The organism is Mesorhizobium amorphae CCNWGS0123 (assembly GCF_001686985.1).
Taxonomy (GTDB): domain Bacteria; phylum Pseudomonadota; class Alphaproteobacteria; order Rhizobiales; family Rhizobiaceae; genus Mesorhizobium; species Mesorhizobium amorphae.
In genome coordinates, this window is sequence record NZ_CP015318.1 from 1,470,213 (window position 1) to 1,483,173 (window position 12,961).

10 protein-coding genes are annotated in these 12,961 nt (G+C 63.9%); 4 read left to right on the plus strand and 6 right to left on the minus strand.

The features are described 5' to 3' along the window. Positions 1-51 precede the first annotated feature (51 nt). Entirely contained in the window at positions 52-828 is a 777-nt protein-coding gene (locus A6B35_RS06980) for a DeoR/GlpR family DNA-binding transcription regulator (RefSeq protein ID WP_006204419.1), read from the minus strand. Between the two features lie 412 nt (positions 829-1,240). Between A6B35_RS06980 and A6B35_RS06985 the strand changes: the two genes are divergently transcribed. Then, positions 1,241-2,125, plus strand: a complete 885-nt coding sequence (locus A6B35_RS06985; protein WP_006204418.1) for a phosphotransferase family protein — start codon at positions 1,241-1,243, stop codon at positions 2,123-2,125. Beyond that, the gene (locus A6B35_RS06990) at positions 2,122-4,575 is read left to right on the plus strand and encodes a GcvT family protein (protein WP_006204417.1); all 2,454 of its coding nucleotides are present in this window, start codon (positions 2,122-2,124) and stop codon (positions 4,573-4,575) included. The genes A6B35_RS06985 and A6B35_RS06990 overlap by 4 nt, the downstream gene beginning before the upstream one ends. 120 nt (positions 4,576-4,695) lie before the next feature. On the opposite strand, the gene A6B35_RS06995 is transcribed toward A6B35_RS06990, so the two are convergent. Continuing rightward, the gene (locus tag A6B35_RS06995; RefSeq protein ID WP_065518160.1) at positions 4,696-5,328 is read right to left on the minus strand and encodes a class I SAM-dependent DNA methyltransferase; all 633 of its coding nucleotides are present in this window, start codon (positions 5,326-5,328) and stop codon (positions 4,696-4,698) included. Between the two features lie 102 nt (positions 5,329-5,430). Between A6B35_RS06995 and A6B35_RS07000 the strand changes: the two genes are divergently transcribed. After that, complete coding sequence (locus A6B35_RS07000; protein WP_006202834.1) at positions 5,431-6,333, plus strand: phosphotransferase family protein; 903 nt, start codon at positions 5,431-5,433, stop codon at positions 6,331-6,333. 12 nt (positions 6,334-6,345) lie between these two features. On the opposite strand, the gene A6B35_RS07005 is transcribed toward A6B35_RS07000, so the two are convergent. From A6B35_RS07005 to A6B35_RS07015, 3 genes are all read right to left on the minus strand, one after another. Then, entirely contained in the window at positions 6,346-7,269 is a 924-nt protein-coding gene (locus A6B35_RS07005; RefSeq protein WP_006202835.1) for a DMT family transporter, read from the minus strand. A gap of 128 nt (positions 7,270-7,397) precedes the next feature. Continuing rightward, positions 7,398-7,652, minus strand: coding sequence for a hypothetical protein (locus A6B35_RS07010; RefSeq protein WP_006202836.1), 255 nt, complete (start codon positions 7,650-7,652; stop codon positions 7,398-7,400). Positions 7,653-7,767: 115 nt separating this feature from the next. Next, complete coding sequence (locus A6B35_RS07015) at positions 7,768-9,060, minus strand: amidohydrolase family protein (RefSeq protein ID WP_006202837.1); 1,293 nt, start codon at positions 9,058-9,060, stop codon at positions 7,768-7,770. Positions 9,061-9,235: 175 nt separating this feature from the next. Here A6B35_RS07015 and A6B35_RS07020 point away from each other — a divergent pair, with 175 nt between their 5' ends. Then, positions 9,236-10,990, plus strand: a complete 1,755-nt coding sequence (locus A6B35_RS07020) for an ABC transporter ATP-binding protein (protein ID WP_006202838.1) — start codon at positions 9,236-9,238, stop codon at positions 10,988-10,990. Between the two features lie 35 nt (positions 10,991-11,025). On the opposite strand, the gene ilvD is transcribed toward A6B35_RS07020, so the two are convergent. Then, complete coding sequence (ilvD, locus tag A6B35_RS07025; protein ID WP_006202839.1) at positions 11,026-12,870, minus strand: dihydroxy-acid dehydratase; 1,845 nt, start codon at positions 12,868-12,870, stop codon at positions 11,026-11,028. Positions 12,871-12,961 lie beyond the last annotated feature (91 nt).

The following is a 12,961-nucleotide window of genomic DNA, read 5'->3' on the forward strand; positions in this document are numbered from 1 at the left end:
ACGGCGAAGGCCGCGCTGGGAAGTGGCAGGGCACTGATCCTGCGGCGCGGATCAGAACCCGGCTTCGGCGCTCGCAATGCTCAGCCGCGCGCCGGCCTCGGAAAGGGCGGCGGCGATGTCGCGTGGCGGCGGGTGGTCGGTGGCGAGTTCGGAAAAGCCGCCGAAGCCGCAGACCTGGACCAGCCCCTGGCGGCCGAACTTCGAGTGGTCGGTGATGACGAGGGAACGCTGGCCGCGCGACAGCACCATGCGGGCGAATTCGGCCTCTTCCAAATCGTAGTCCATGACGCCCGCGACGGCATCGACGGCGCCGATGGAGATCACCGCGTGGCTGACGGAAAAGCGGCTGACGAATTCGATGGCCGAGGCGCCAAAGGCCGCGCCGGAATCGCTGCGCAGTTCGCCGCCGGCCATATAGACCTTGTTGCCATTGACGGTGGCCAAAGTGCGGGCGATGTCGGACGAATTGGTGACCACCGTCAGCCGCCGGTGGCCGAGCAGCTCGCGGGCGAGGAACGACGTCGTCGTACCAGTGTCGAGCATGATCGATTCGCCGTCGCGGATGGTGGTGGCGACCATGCGGGCGATGAGGCGCTTGGCGTCGGCGTTGTCGCGCATGCGCCGCTCGAACGGCGCCTCACCGATCAGTGATGGCAGGCCGATGGCACCATGCATCTTGAGGACGGACCCGTCGCCGGTGAGCGGCTTGACGTCGCGCCGCACGGTTTCCAACGAAACCCCCAGGCGATCGGCCAGGCTGGCGATGGTGACGGTGCCCTCCTCCTGCAGGAGGCGCAGGATCTCGCCATGCCGTTTCGAGTGGACCATGCGGCTTTCCCGGGGACTTGCGCAGTTGACCGATTCTAAGGCAATTCAAACGTTTTTAAAGGAATTGCTTATGGTTTCGGGCAAAACACCCAAAAAAAGTCACAGCTTTTTATTGACAGCCGGTCAGCACTGGCGTGAGATCAACCGCGTGACAGGCTCAAACTGCCACTGGAGGTTGATGGCAGAGCCGCAGGCAAACGCACCGGCCAGACCGTCTGTGCCTGCGCAAGGAATTTTCAGATCCGCGGGGGCGGATGCCGGGGGCTCAAATACCTGGCCAAAAGGGGCTCGTCGGTGCGGTGCGGGATAATGACCCGGCGTCCCGCACCGACGAGGTTTTTGTGTTTCTCCCCGCCAGCGTTGCGCTATGTGCGGCGCTTTGTCGAAGTTCAGCCGAACCAGGGATGATCCCGTGATTGCCGAAGACCGCATCCGCGCCCTGCCTTGCTGGACCGGCAGCATCGAGATTGCGCCGCTGCCGGGCGGCCTCAGCAACGCCAACTATGTGGTCAAGGACGCGGCCGGGCGGCATGTCGTTCGCTTCGGCCAGGACTATCCTTTCCACCACGTCTTTCGCGAGCGCGAAGTGATGACATCGCGGGCGGCCCATGCCGCCGGCTTCGCACCTGCGGTCCGCTATGCCGAGCCGGGCATCATGGTGACGGAATATCTCGGCGCCAGAACCTATACGGCCGAAGACGTGCGCGCCAACATCGGCCGCGTCGCGGCCCTGATGCGCGGTTTCCATCGCGAGATGCCCAACCACATCTCCGGCGCCGGCTTCATGTTCTGGGTGTTCCACGTCATCCGCGACTATGCGCGCACGCTGGAGGAAGGCGGCAGCCGCAAGCGGGGCGACCTGCCCTATCTCCTGACGCTGGCGGACGAGCTCGAGCGGGCACAGAAGCTGCTGCCGATCGTCTTCGGTCACAATGATCTTTTGCCGGCTAATATTCTTGACGACGGCAACAGGCTGTGGCTGATCGACTTCGAATATGCCGGCTTCAACACGGCTATGTTCGACCTTGCGGGTGCTGCCTCGAATGCCGGCCTGAGCGACCAGGAATCCTTCGCCCTGCTCACCGCCTATTTCATGAAGGAGCCGGACGAAGCGATCCGCCGCTCGCATGCGGCCATGCAATGTGCCTCGCTGTTGCGCGAGGCGATGTGGAGCATGGTCTCCGAACTCTACCTCGACGCACCGGGCATCGATTACGTCGCCTACACCGAGGAAAACCTGACGCGGCTGGAAGCGGCGCTGGAAAACTACCGGACAAAATACGGGATGCTGACATGACCTTGCCCAGCCATGCCGGGATCGTCGTCATCGGCGGCGGCATCATCGGCTGTTCGACGGCCTATCATCTGGCGCGCGACCACAAGGCCGATGTCGTGCTGCTGGAACAGGGCAAGCTGACATCGGGCTCGACCTGGCATGCGGCAGGCCTTGTAGGGCAGTTGCGCTCGTCGGCTTCGATCACCCGCGTGCTCAAATACTCGGTCGAGCTCTACAAGGGGCTGGAGGCCGAAACCGGTCTCGCCACCGGCTGGAAGATGACCGGATGCCTCAGGCTGGCCACCAATGCCGATCGCTGGACCGAATACAAAAGGCTGGCGACGACGGCCAAAAGCTTCGGCATGGACATGCAGTTGCTGTCGCCGGCCGAGGTCAAGGCAATGTGGCCGCTGCTCGAGACCGGTGATCTCGCCGGCGCTTCCTGGCTGCCGACCGACGGACAGGCAAGCCCGTCCGACATTACGCAGTCGCTGGCCAAGGGCGCACGCATGCATGGCGCGAAACTGTTCGAGGATGTCCGCGTCACCGGCTTCGAGATGAAGGACGGCCGCATCACCGCGGTGAAGACCAGCAAAGGCGATATCGGCTGCGACAAGGTGGTGAACTGCGCCGGGCAATGGGCAAGGCAGGTGGGTGCCATGGCCGGCATCAACGTGCCGCTGCAGCCAGTGAAGCACCAGTACATCATCACCGAGAAGATCGAGGGCCTGGCGACCGACGCGCCGACCATCCGCGATCCCGACCGCCGTACCTACTTCAAGGAAGAGGTCGGCGGGCTGGTGATGGGCGGCTATGAGCCGAACCCGCAGGCCTGGATGACTGATCTCCCCGGGGGCGACGTCCCGAACGACTGGGAATTCCGTCTGTTCGACGACGACTACGATCATTTCGAGCAGCATATGAGTCAGGCAATTGCGCGCGTTCCGGCGCTGGAGACCGTTGGCGTCAAGCAGATGATCAACGGTCCGGAAAGCTTTACCCCGGACGGCAATTTCATCCTCGGCACGGCGCCTGAATGCGCCAACATGTTCGTCGGCGCCGGCTTCAACGCGTTCGGCATCGCCTCCGGCGGCGGCGCCGGCTGGGTGCTGGCGCAATGGGTGGTCGATGGCGAAGCGCCGCTCGATCTATGGGTGGTCGACATCAGGCGGTTTTCCGGCCTGCACCGCGACCGGCAATGGGTCTGCGACCGCACGCTGGAAGCCTATGGCAAGCACTACACGATTGGTTTCCCGCATGAGGAGTACCTGTCGGGACGGCCGCGCATCGTTTCGCCGCTCTATGAGCGGCTGAGGACGCATCGCGCGGTGTTCGGCTCGAAACTCGGCTGGGAACGGCCGAACTGGTTCGCGCCCGAGGGCAGCAAACCGGAAGACATCTATTCGATGGGTCGGCAGAACTGGTTCTCGGCGGTTGGCGAGGAGCACAGGCATGTGCGCGAGAAGGTCGGCATTTTCGACCAGTCGTCCTTCGCCAAATACGAGATGACTGGCGCGGATGCGCAGAAGGCGCTGGACTGGATCTGCGCCAACGACGTCGCCAAGCCGGTCGGCCGGCTGACCTACACGCAGCTTCTCAACACGCGCGGCGGCATCGAGGCCGATCTGACCGTGGCGCGGCTTGGCGAAGAAAAGTTCTACGTCGTCACCGGCACAGGTTTCCGCACGCATGATTTCGCGTGGATCGACGACCATGTCGGCAAGGATCTCGACGTCACCTTCAGCGACGTCACCGAGGATTTCGGCACGCTGTCGCTGATGGGACCGCGTGCCCGCGACGTGCTCTCAGCAGTGACAGACTCGGATGTGTCGAACGCCGCCTTCCCGTTCGGCCATGTGCGCGAGTTCGCCATTGCCGGCCATACAATTCGGGCGCTTCGCGTCACCTATGTCGGCGAACTCGGCTGGGAGTTGCATGTGCCGATCGCGGCAACCGGCGAGATCTTCGACGCGCTGATGGCGGCGGGCAAGACATACGACATCCGCCCGGTCGGCTACCGGGCGCTGGAATCGCTCAGGCTGGAAAAGGGTTATCGCGCCTGGGGCTCGGACATCACACCCAACGACACGCCGCAGGAGGCCGGCCTTGGCTGGGCGGTGAAGCTGAGGAAGAACACCGATTTCGTCGGCCGGCGGGCACTTGAGAAGGTCAATGGCAACGCGCCGAAGAAACGCTTTGCCGGCTTCACGGTCGACGATCCGGAGATCGTGCTGGTCGGCCGCGAGACGATCCTGCGCAACGGCGAGCCGGTCGGCTATCTCACCAGCGGCGGCTACGGCTATACGGTGGCCAAGAATGTCGGCTTCGGCTATGTGCGCAATGCCGAGGGCATAAGCGACGACTTCCTCGCCTCCGGCGACTACGAGCTGGTGGTGGCGATGGAACGCACGCGGGCAAAAATCCATCTCGAGCCGCTGTATGATCCGGCGGGAGAAAGGATCAGGGCTTAATGCATGTCGCGCAAAAGTGCGCAGCGGTTTTGCGACAACGACATGCATAAAACAAGAACCTAAAGCGCGTCGCATGAATCCGTTTGAACGCGACGCGCTTTAGGCCTTCTCCAGTCTCGATCAGATGACGCGCAGGACAAGACCTCGGCTGGGCACGGTATCGGCCTCGCCCGGCATGGAGACATAGGGCGCCGTCTCTTCGTCGCGCGTGACGACGCCTTGCGCCTCCAATTCGGCGATGCGCGCGGCAAAGCCCGCCTCCCACAGCGTGTTCTTGACCGTCAGCACGATCGCGCCGCCCGGCCGGCAGATGCGGATCAGCTCGTCCAGTCCTTCGGCGCCGACATGGCCCGAAGTGAAGACACCGGCCGAGACGATTCCGGCATAGGCATTGTCCGCGAAAGGCAGCGGCCCGCCGAGCGCCAGGCAGTGAAGCGCCGAATAGATGCCCTTGGCCGACGCCTTGGCCAGCATGCCCTCGGAAATGTCGAGCGCCTCGACTTGCGGGTAGCCGGTGATGGCAAGCCATTCGCCGCTGAGCCCGGTGCCGGCGCCGGCATCGAGAAGCGGGGCTGCCCCGCGGGGCAGATGGCGGGCCAGCAGAGCGAGGCATATCGTCGGATGACGGTAGCCGGCGGTCGACATGTCGGCATCGTACGTCTCGGACCAGCTGTCGTAGAGCGCCGCCACCTCCTCGGGTCGCTTCGCCGCATAGGCCGCGCCTAGCGCAGTGTTCTGCTTGCTGTGTGCCATTGCCGCTCGCCCGACTCTTTGCCTGTGACGGGATGATAGCCAAATGGCGAAAACTGTGGAACCGTCGCTGCGATAATAAAGGCGTGAAGGGGGATCGAGGCGATGGCGGATGAGATAGCACGCGCTGCACTGGCCACCATTCCAGTGCTGGCCGGTTATGACGGACCGCTGGAACGGCTCGGCGGCCTCACCAACCTCGTCTACAGGGCCGGCGATTTCTGCCTGCGCATTCCCGGCAAAGGCACCGAGGAGTACATCAACCGCGCCAATGAAGCCGTGGCGGCGCGCGAGGCGGCGAAAGCCGGCGTCAGTCCGCAGGTGCTGCATGTCGACGCCGGCACGGGCGTGATGGTGAGCCGGTTCATCGCCGGCGCCGAGACGATGTCGCCGGAAAAGTTCAAACTGCGTCCGGGCAGTCCGGCGCGCGCGGGCGATGTCTTCCGCAAGCTGCACGTTTCCGGTGCGGTGTTTCCTTTCCGCTTCGAGTTGTTTGCGATGATCGACGATTATCTGAAGGTGCTGTCGACCAAGGAAGTGGCGTTGCCGCCTGGTTACCACGATGTCGTGCACGAGGCCGAAACCGTGCGTGCAGCACTTGCCGCCCATAAGCTGCCGCTTGCCGCCTGCCACTGCGATCCGCTGTGCGAGAACTTTCTCGACACCGGCGAGCGGATGTGGATCGTCGACTGGGAATATTCGGGGATGAACGATCCGCTCTGGGATCTCGGCGACCTCTCGGTCGAAGGCAAGTTCGATACCGCGCAGGATGAAGAACTGATGCGCGCCTATTTCGGCCGCGAGCCGAAGCCGGTCGAGCGCGGTCGCGTCGTCATCTACAAGGCGATGTGCGATCTGTTGTGGACACTGTGGGGGCTGCTCCAGCTTGCCAACAACAACCCGGTCGACGATTTCCGCGCCTATGCCGACGGTCGCTTCGCCCGCTGCAAGGCGCTGATGGAAACGCCGGAGTTTTCACGGCATCTGGCGGCCGTGCGCCAGGGTTAAGCCCGGCTCGGTTCAGTTCACGCCCTTCGGCACGTTCTCGGGCGGTACCACGGTGTCGACCACCTTCTGGCGGTGGAAGATGAACATGCCGGCGAGCACGACGATCGCCGAACCGACCAGAATGCGCAGGCTCGGCACGTCGCCGAAGAAGACCAGGCCGAAGACCACGGCCCACAAGAGCAGCGTGTAGTGCAGCGGCGCCAGCGTCGAAGCCGGCGCCAGCTTGAGCGCCCGCGTGATCATCAGATGCGCGGCGCAGGAGACGATGCCGAGCAGCAGCATGGCGCCGAAATCGAGCGCCGACGGCGTCTGCCACGCGCCGATGGTCAGCACACCACCGACAATCAACGTGCCGATGGTCTGCCAGGTGACCAGAGTGGTGTCGCTGGTGCCGCGCAGCCGCCGGTTGAGGATGATGGCGAAGGCGAAGGCAATGCTGCCGACGAGCGCGAATATCGAGGACAGCGAAAACGCCGCCGAGGACGGCTTCAGCATGATCAGCACGCCGCAGAAGCCGACCAGGATCGCCAGCCAGCGGCGCCAGCCGACCTTTTCGCCAAGCAGCAGGTGCGACAGCGCCGCGACATAGATCGGTCCGGCCATGTAGAAACTCATCACATCGGCGAGCGGCAAATAGACGACGGCGGCGTAGAAAAGCGCGGTGTCGAGCGTCGTCGCCACCACGCGCAGGACCTGCAGGTCCGGCCGCTCCATCTTGAACAGCCTGCCGGCGCCCTGGTTGGCGATCATCGGGCCGAGCACGAAAAAGGCGCCGACCGAGCGGATCAGCACGACCTGGCCGACGGAAAAGCTGGCAACCAGCCATTTGCCCATCGCGTCGTTGAGCGCAAACAGGAAATCGCCGGCCAGCATCAGCAAGATGCCGGCCAAAAGCACGTTCCTGATCGTAAGATTGCGGGCAAGGGAGGGAGCCATGCCGGCTCCGTAGACGCAAGCGGCCGATTTGACGAGCGCAATTCGAGGGAGTCGATAAGACCAGCGGCGGAAATCGGCTGGTTCTATGCCTTCCGTGCGCTTTCGGCAGGCCGCGTCTGTACGATCCGCTATTTAGGCTGCGGCCGAATGATGATCGGGCGATAGAGGATAGGCCTGTCCCAGGGATCGGAAGCCGATGCGCTTCGGAGTTCCGCGCGCCGATCGAGGTCGATGCGCTGCAGGCATTCGGCGAAGGCATCGTTCTTCTTGGTGAAGCCGTAGGACCGGCATTTGGCCTCATCGGCGGCGCGGCGGTCCTCCGCCGACATACAGCCCGCACAAGCCGCCGCCAGCGCAACCGCCATCACAGTCTTTTGCCACATGGTGATCCTCCTCGAACCAAAGTGGAGGTTTATTGCAGACTTAATTATGGCCAGACGAAGCGGAGAGCCTAGATGCAGAGAGGCTGGCCTTTTGGGCCTGAAAGGCTCGGCTCGCCTATGACAGGGAGCCGGCTGCCTTGTGCCGACGGTTCACCTGTGTCGGTCGGCCGGCGATCGACAGGCGGGTTTCCTGCTTCGTCCGCTCGGCAACCACTTTGCCCCTGGCGATGACGCAGAGACGTTCAGGGCGCAAACGAATGGCCTCGACCGGATTGCCGGCGTCGAGGACGACGAGACTGGCGCGCTTGCCGACGGCAAGGCCGAGATGGTCGAGCCCCATGATGGCCGCGTTGACGTTGGTGACCATGTCGAAGCAGCGCGCCATGTCGGCGGGGCTCGACATCTGGGCGACGTGCAGGCCCATGAAGGCGACGTCGAGCATGTCGGCCGTGCCCAGCGAATACCAGGGATCGAGCACACAATCCTGGCCCCAGCCGACGCGGATGCCCATGGCGAGCATTTCCTTGACGCGCGTCAGGCCGCGGCGCTTGGGAAAAGTGTCGTGTCGGCCCTGCAGCATGATGTTGATCAGCGGGTTGGGGATGGCCGATACGCCGGCCTCGGCGATCAGCGGCAACAGTTTGGAGACGTAATAATTGTCCATCGAGTGCATGGAGGTAAGGTGCGAGCCGGCCACCCTGCCTTGCAGGCCGAGCCTCTGCGTCTCATAGGCAAGCTGCTCGATATGGCGCGACAGCGGATCGTCGGTTTCGTCGCAATGCAGGTCGACCATCAGCCCACGCCTGGCGGCGATTTCGCAGAGTTCCGTCACCGAACGCGTGCCGTCGGCCATGGTGCGCTCGAAATGCGGAATGCCGCCGACGATATCGACGCCCATGTCGAGCGCGCGGACGGTGTTCTCAAGCGCCGTCGGCGAACGATAGAGCCCGTCCTGCGGGAAGGCGACCAGCTGCAGGTCGATATAGGGCGCGACCGTTTTCTTGACGTCGAGCAAGGCCTCCACCGCCAAAAGGCGATCGTCGCAGACATCGACATGGGTGCGGATGGCGAGCAGGCCCATCGATACGGCCCAGTCGCAATAGGCAAGCGCGCGCTCGCGCACCGCCTCGTGCGTCAGAAGCGGCTTCAGCTCGCCCCATAGCGATATGCCCTCCAGCAGCGTGCCCGAGGCATTGATGCGCGGAATGCCGTAGGAGAGCGTGGCGTCCATGTGGAAATGCGGATCGACGAAAGGCGGTGCGACCAGGTTGCCATGCGCATCGATCACCGTGCCCGCGGCAGCGTTCAGTTCGGGTTCGATCGCCGCGATCGTCTCGCCAGTAATGCCGATATCGGCAACCCTGCCGTCAGGCAGCGTGCCGCCGCGCACGATGAGGGCGAAATCCATCTTTCGTCATCCCCTTGAAGAACCAGCATCCCATCGTGGCGCAAAAGCCACCCTGCCGCAGCCATTTCCTTTCGCAGTGGCGAAAGGTTCCATCCGGCGGCAACTCGCTCTATAAGCCGCCTCTCGCCCCCGTGGCGAATCCGAATTCGCGTCAGCTAGGCATGGGATCAGCCGTTTGTTTCGCTTCTTCCGCTCGACGGAGAACCAGCGCCTCATCGTGAGGCTGGTCAAGGAATCCTTCCGGGAACATAGGTTCGGATACGGCGCCGCCATACTGTCGATGCTTGTGGTGGCCGCCATGACAGGCGCCAGCGCCTGGATCCTGCGTGAGATCACGAACGAATTCGTCATCTACAAGCGACTGGACCGCGTCAACCTGATTGCGGCCGCGGTCGCTGCCATCTTCATCTTCAAGGGCGTCGCCAATTTCGTCCAGGCCTATTTCATGAGCCGCGTCGGCAACGCCATCATCGCCGACCGGCAGCGCAAGATCTATGACCGGATCCTCGCGCAAGGCATCGAATTCTACCATTCGACCTCGTCGTCCGACCTGATCACCCGCATGACCAACAATGCACAGGCCGCGCGCAGCGTCCTTGACCTCGTTGTCACGTCCTATGTGCGGGACCTGGTGACGCTGATCGTGCTGGTGGCGGTGATGGTCTGGCAGCAGCCGGCACTGTCCCTGATCTGCTTCGTCATCGGGCCGGTCGCCATCTTCGGCGTCAACCGCATCCTCAAGCGCGTCCGCAAGATCGCCGCGATGGAGTTCCGCTCGCTCGGCCAGATCGTGCATGTGATGCAGGAAACCGCAATTGGCGTGCGTGTCGTCAAATCCTTCAATCTCGAAGGCGCGATGCGCAAGCGCATGTACAAGGCGGTATCGGACGTCGAGAACCGCGCCAACAACATCGCAACGCTGGAGGCTGCCACCAGCCCGGTGATGGAAACACTTGCCGGGCTGGCGATATCCGGCGCCGTCTTTGTCAGCGGCTTCCTGGTCCTGCAGGGTGGTCAGATGCCGGGCAACATCATGGCCTTCATCGGGGCGCTGCTGCTTGCCTATGAACCGGCAAAACGGCTGGCGCGCGTGCGCATATCGCTGGAAACCGGTATCGTCGGCGTGCGCATGATGTTCCAGCTGGCCGACCGGCCGCTGACCTTGGCCGAAAAGCCGGACGCCAAGCCGCTGCAGCCGGGGCCGGGCGAAATCCGCTTCGATGGTACGAGCTTCGCCTATCCGGAAAGCCCGCCGGTATTCGAAGGATTCGACCTGACGCTTGAGGCCGGCAAGATGACGGCGCTGGTCGGGCCTTCGGGCAGCGGCAAGTCGACGATCCTCAACCTGATCATGCGCATGTACGATCCGCAAAGCGGCAGGGTGCTGTTCGACGGCCAGGACATCTCCTACGCAACGCTGGCTTCGGTCAGGGAAAAGATCGCCTATGTCAGCCAGGACACGTTCCTGTTTGCCGGGACGATCATGCACAACATCCGGCTTGGGCGCCAGGACGCCACCGACGAGGAGGTGATCGCCGCCGCCAAGGCGGCCAATGCCCACGACTTCATCAGCGCCATGCCGAAAGGCTACGAGACGGATGTGGGCGAGAACGGCGCGCTGCTTTCCGGCGGCCAGCGCCAGCGCATCTCGATCGCCCGCGCCATGCTGCGCAATGCCGAAATCCTGCTGCTCGACGAAGCAACCAGCGCGCTCGACGCCGAATCCGAGGCCCTGTTTCGCGACGCGCTGCAGCAGCTGACGGTCGGGCGCACGACCATCGTCATCGCCCACCGCCTGTCGACCGTGCACCAGGCCGACACGATCGTGGTGCTGGAGAAAGGCAAGGTCGTGGAAAGCGGCCCGCACAAGATCTTGCTCAAGCAGGGCGGGCTCTACCAGAAGCTCTATGAATATCAGCTGATGCCGTGAGGCCCTTCTCCCTGTGGGAGAAGGTAAAGCGATCCTTAGTCCGGCACGTGCCTGACCGCACCTTTGTCAGCGCTGGTGGCGAAAGCAGCATAGGCGCGCAGGGCCGTCGTAACCTTGCGCTTGCGCTTTTCCTCGGGCTTCCAGGCCGTCGCGCCCTTCGCCGCCATCGCCGCGCGCCGCGCAGCCAGTTCGGCCTCGCTAACCGCCAGGTGGATCTTGCGGTTGGGGATGTCGATCTCGATCATGTCACCCTCCCGGACCAGGCCGATCAGACCGCCTTCCGCCGCTTCCGGCGAGACGTGGCCGATCGACAGGCCGGACGTGCCGCCCGAGAAGCGGCCGTCGGTGATCAGCGCGCAGGCCTTGCCGAGGCCTTTCGACTTCAGATAGCTGGTCGGGTAGAGCATTTCCTGCATGCCGGGTCCGCCGCGCGGTCCCTCATAGCGGATGACGACGACTTCGCCGGCCTTGATCTCGTTGGAGAGAATCGCCTTGACCGAGGCGTCCTGGCTTTCGAACACCCGCGCCGGACCGGTGAATTTCAGGATCGATTCGTCGACGCCCGCGGTCTTCACGATGCAGCCGTCGAGCGCCAGATTGCCCTTCAGCACGGCAAGGCCGCCGTCCTTCGAAAAGGGTGTGTCCGCCGAGCGGATGACGCCCTTCTCTCGGTCGAGATCGAGCTCGTCCCAGCGGCGGTCCTGGCTGAAGGCGACCTGCGTCGGCACGCCGCCGGGTGCGGCCAGGAAGAAATCCCGCACATTCTGGCTCGAAGTGCGGGAAATATCCCAATGCTCGAGCGCCTCGCCGAGGCTCGCCGTGTGCACCGTCGGCAGGTCGCGGTTGATCAGCCCGGCCTGGTCGAGCTGGCCAAGGATGGCCATGATGCCGCCGGCACGGTGGACGTCTTCCATGTGCACGTCGGACTTCGCCGGCGCAACCTTGCATAGCACCGGAACACGCCGCGACAGCCGGTCGATGTCTTCCATGGTGAAGTCGACCTCGCCCTCATGCGCTGCCGCGAGGATGTGCAGCACGGTGTTGGTCGAGCCGCCCATGGCGATGTCGAGCGTCATGGCGTTCTCGAACGCACCCTTGGAGGCGATGCTGCGCGGCAGCGCCGTCTCGTCGTCCTGCTCGTAATAGCGCTGGGCGAGATCGACGACGAGATGCCCGGCCTCGACGAACAGGCGCTTGCGGTCGGCGTGGGTGGCCAGCGTCGAGCCGTTGCCCGGCAGCGACAGGCCAAGCGCCTCGGTCAGGCAGTTCATCGAATTGGCGGTGAACATGCCGGAGCAGGAGCCGCAGGTCGGGCAGGCCGAGCGCTCGATGATCTTGACGTCTTCGTCGGAGATCTTGTCGTCGGCGGCGGCAACCATGGCGTCGACCAGGTCGAGCGCCTGCGTCTTGCCGGCCAGCACCACCTTGCCGGCTTCCATCGGACCGCCGGAGACGAAGACGGTCGGGATGTTGAGGCGTAAGCTGGCCATCAGCATGCCCGGCGTGATCTTGTCGCAATTGGAGATGCAGACCATGGCGTCGGCGCAATGGGCGTTGACCATGTATTCGACAGAGTCTGCGATCAGCTCGCGCGACGGCAGCGAATAGAGCATGCCGTCATGGCCCATGGCGATGCCGTCGTCGACGGCGATGGTGTTGAACTCCTTGGCGACGCCGCCGGCCTTCTCGATCTCGCGCGCGACCAGCTGGCCGAGGTCCTTGAGATGGACATGGCCCGGCACGAACTGGGTGAAGGAATTGACCACGGCGATGATCGGCTTGCCGAAGTCCGAGTCCTTCATGCCGGTGGCGCGCCACAGGCCGCGGGCGCCGGCCATGTTGCGGCCATGGGTGGTGGTGCGGGAACGATAGGCAGGCATGAGTATTCCCTAGCTGGCTGGCTGCGCTCCATGCGGAGCGTGGCGGCGCTGAATTCGGATCGCAGGGGTTATAGACGCCATAGTCTGGCCT

What these genes read in the sequence shown, in the direction of transcription:
- A6B35_RS06980 (WP_006204419.1), bottom strand. Translation starts at nt 828, where the DNA reads ATGGTCCACTCGAAACGGCATGGCGAGATCCTGCGCCTCCTGCAGGAG.
- A6B35_RS06990 (WP_006204417.1), top strand. Translation starts at nt 2,122, where the DNA reads ATGACCTTGCCCAGCCATGCCGGGATCGTCGTCATCGGCGGCGGCATC.
- A6B35_RS06995 (WP_065518160.1), bottom strand. Translation starts at nt 5,328, where the DNA reads ATGGCACACAGCAAGCAGAACACTGCGCTAGGCGCGGCCTATGCGGCG.
- A6B35_RS07000 (WP_006202834.1), top strand. Translation starts at nt 5,431, where the DNA reads ATGGCGGATGAGATAGCACGCGCTGCACTGGCCACCATTCCAGTGCTG.
- A6B35_RS07005 (WP_006202835.1), bottom strand. Translation starts at nt 7,269, where the DNA reads ATGGCTCCCTCCCTTGCCCGCAATCTTACGATCAGGAACGTGCTTTTG.
- A6B35_RS07010 (WP_006202836.1), bottom strand. Translation starts at nt 7,652, where the DNA reads ATGTGGCAAAAGACTGTGATGGCGGTTGCGCTGGCGGCGGCTTGTGCG.
- A6B35_RS07015 (WP_006202837.1), bottom strand. Translation starts at nt 9,060, where the DNA reads ATGGATTTCGCCCTCATCGTGCGCGGCGGCACGCTGCCTGACGGCAGG.
- ilvD (WP_006202839.1), bottom strand. Translation starts at nt 12,870, where the DNA reads ATGCCTGCCTATCGTTCCCGCACCACCACCCATGGCCGCAACATGGCC.